The sequence below is a fragment of the Streptomyces sp. NPDC058964 genome (assembly GCF_042741275.1).
Taxonomy (GTDB): domain Bacteria; phylum Actinomycetota; class Actinomycetes; order Streptomycetales; family Streptomycetaceae; genus Streptomyces.
In genome coordinates, this window is record NZ_JBHYKH010000790.1 from 1 (window position 1) to 2,789 (window position 2,789).

Genomic DNA, 2,789 nt, shown 5'->3' on the forward strand with positions numbered 1-2,789 from the left:
AACAACCCCTCGCCGGGTGGCCCGGTTTCGGTCGCTGGCGCGTCCGGTGGGAGCGACGGGACGACATCCATGAAGCCTTCCTCGGGCCTCTTCGTGGGGGGCGTGGAGCGACCGAGTACCCGGCCTTCGGGGCCCGTACACGACGACGGGGGAGGGAAGGGGGCGGGATCGCCGCGGGGCGGGACGCGGCGGGCCTCGCGGTTCCACTGTCATAGAGGGAAGCGCGCGAGTGTGGCAGGCCATACCTACACCGCGTCCGGCCCCCTGGCGCCGCGGTAGGTGAACGACGCACGCACATAGCCGTGTTCGCGCCTGTTCAGGGTGGCGGCTTCGACGCCGTGGCGCGACACGGCCGGCGTGAAGTTTCCAGCACCGCGGGGGTTCAGCAGAGAAAGTACAGAAAAGGGCACCGAGTCCTACCGCCTGGCTCGTTCCAAAGCCAGGGTGCAGCAAAAGAGCGGGCAGTAGTGGAGCACCCGGTCAGCTGCGCGAGTCGAGGACATGGGACGATCTTCGCCGAGATGAGCAGGCAGCAGGGGGCGGAGATGCAGTACATCGTGCACGAGGACCCGGTCGGTCGGGCCGGGAGCAACTACATCGCCCAGGCCGATCTGGCCCCCTTCGACCTTGACGGGCAGATCGAGCAGCTGTGGCTCCTACCCGAAGAGGACGGCACATACGCGGTGGCCTGCATCCCCTTCATGACCTACGGCCTCGCTCTCGGAGACCGGGTCCGTCTCTCACCGGAAATTCGCGTGGCCGAAGTTGTCCAGACGAGCGGACACCGCGTCCTGCGCACACTGCTCAGGCCGAGCGCGGACGCCGAACGACTCGGCCGCAGCATCGACCTCATTAAGAACTCGATCAAAGAATCCGGGCTACTCAGCGAATGGCACGGGGAGCGCTTCGTCGCCATCGACGTCCCTCCCGGCACCGACATGAGCCCACTGTTCGCCCTGCTGCAACGGGAAGTCGACGAAGCGGGCGCCTTCTGGGAATGGGCCGACGCTATGCCGTTCTCGACAACGCGGAGCTGACCGTGCCGCGACGCCCCCAGTGGTCCCGACGCAGCCAACAACCGGGGCCACTTCAGGACGTCGGGAAGTTACGGAACCCTCGCCAACTGGGGCCGCTGGAAGCCAACATGCCGGGGCCGCTGAACAACGTCACAGCCAGCCCGGGGATGGTCGTCTGCATGCACCAGGGCCGGCGGGACCCCGTTCAGACCAGGCTGGATGGGCGTGCCGCCGTCGCCGACCTGGGCGGCCAGTCCTGCGCGGAGAGGATGCCGAGGACATAGGCCCGGGCGACCAGTGCCGGACGGGTCGCGGCTCCGAGGAGATCACGCAGACGGCTCAGGTGGTAGTCCACCGTCTGCCGTGAGAGGTGCAGTTCCTCGGCGACGTCCGCGTTGCTGCCCCCGGCCGCGAGCAGAGCGAGTATCCGTACCTGGGCCGCCGTCAGGGAGGGCTGGGCCTGATCGCGCAGGCCGAGGTGGGTGACGACAGCCCATATGCCGGACACCCTGGACACCTTGGACATGTCGGGCGCCGTGTCGCACACGGCGCTCAGCCGGATGCGGGCCCGCCGCTGCCAGCCCTCCGCGTCGACGAGTACAGCGGACACGCGGGCGCTCCTACGCCGACCGGTGATCAGATCGTCCCAGGCTCGGTGCAGGGTCGCGCGTTCGGATGTCTCGGCGAGCAGGGTGTCTGCGGGCAGCCCGATCAGGTCGGAGAGGCGCACCCGCAGGACTTCGGCGACCGCGATACCGGCCTCGCTCACCCGTCCGTCCCGGGTCAGGCGGACGCAGGCCAGTCCGCTGTGGTCCCGGAGCGTGCGTAAGTCCGCCTCGGCCCGGTGTCGTTGGTCCAGTACCTGGGAGTAGTCGGTGACGTCGACGTAGATACCCGCCACGCAGCGTGCCGCTCCCCAGAGGACCGGGAAGCGATAGCCCGCCGCCTGGCCGGAGCAGCCGTCGGAGCGCTGGTAGGTGAGCGTGTGGCGAACGGGCCTGCCCCCGGTCATGACCTCCTGGTCAAGGGTGAGGAAGCGGGCGACGTCGGCGGGTTCGTCGAGGTCGGCAAGATGGCGGCCGATCACAGCGTCGCGTGTCGTGCCGTACAGGTGTGCGTAGGCGTGGTTGGCCCATACGTAGCGACCAGTGACATCGCGGACGAACGCGGCGGCCGGGGCGAGATCGGCGAGCGCGGCGTAGGGGTTCCGGTCGGGCGCCCCGTCTGTCTCGGTCGGCAGTGCCTTGTAATTGGCCTCGTCCACAGCCCAACTCCTTCAATCCTGTACGGCATCACTTTGGGTGACACCTCATGCGTAACCCGTAGCACGCGGGCATGCGGGGGAGTCAGGCACCACCCCCTGCTCCGCACCGTCTGTTCGCTAGCGCATCACGGCGCCTTCACATGACGCCAATCGTGGGGACGGGTGAGGCATTTGCCTGAGTGGTTCGCGTAGTACGGCCGCTTGGGGGCGAGTTGGTACTGGTTCGCTTGGAAGAGGCGAACGGGCGGTCGTGGGTGCCTTCGACATCAAAGGAGTTGGATTTCCGTGAGCAAGGTGCTGTACGTGCATGCCAAGGGCGGAGCTCCGGTGAGGTACGCCCTGACGCGGGTGGCCGCGAGGTGCACTGTGCACCTGCTGGCACTGAGCGAACTGCCGGACGGCGTGGCGGACGACGCCGCGACGCTGTGCGCCTCGGTCGGCACCGTCCCGGACACGGACGGTCACGACCTGGTCGAACTCATCACCTCCCGTGCGCGGGAGGTCGGGGC

General features: G+C 68.3%; 2 protein-coding genes and 1 pseudogene. 2 read left to right on the forward strand and 1 reads right to left on the reverse strand.

What is annotated here, in order from left to right; translation table 11 throughout:
• Positions 1-521 precede the first annotated feature (521 nt).
• A complete protein-coding gene (locus ACFW2E_RS44755; protein WP_384477327.1) occupies positions 522-1,037 on the forward strand; it encodes a DUF4265 domain-containing protein in 516 nt (171 codons plus the stop codon).
• A gap of 184 nt (positions 1,038-1,221) precedes the next feature.
• Here the strand turns inward: ACFW2E_RS44755 and ACFW2E_RS44760 are convergent, their stop codons facing one another.
• Positions 1,222-2,280 (reverse strand): PAS domain-containing protein, encoded by a 1,059-nt coding sequence (locus tag ACFW2E_RS44760; RefSeq protein WP_384477331.1) that lies wholly within the window; start codon positions 2,278-2,280, stop codon positions 1,222-1,224.
• Positions 2,281-2,565: 285 nt separating this feature from the next.
• Here ACFW2E_RS44760 and ACFW2E_RS44765 point away from each other — a divergent pair.
• Positions 2,566-2,789: pseudogene (locus tag ACFW2E_RS44765) on the forward strand (ATP-grasp domain-containing protein); the annotation flags it as partial.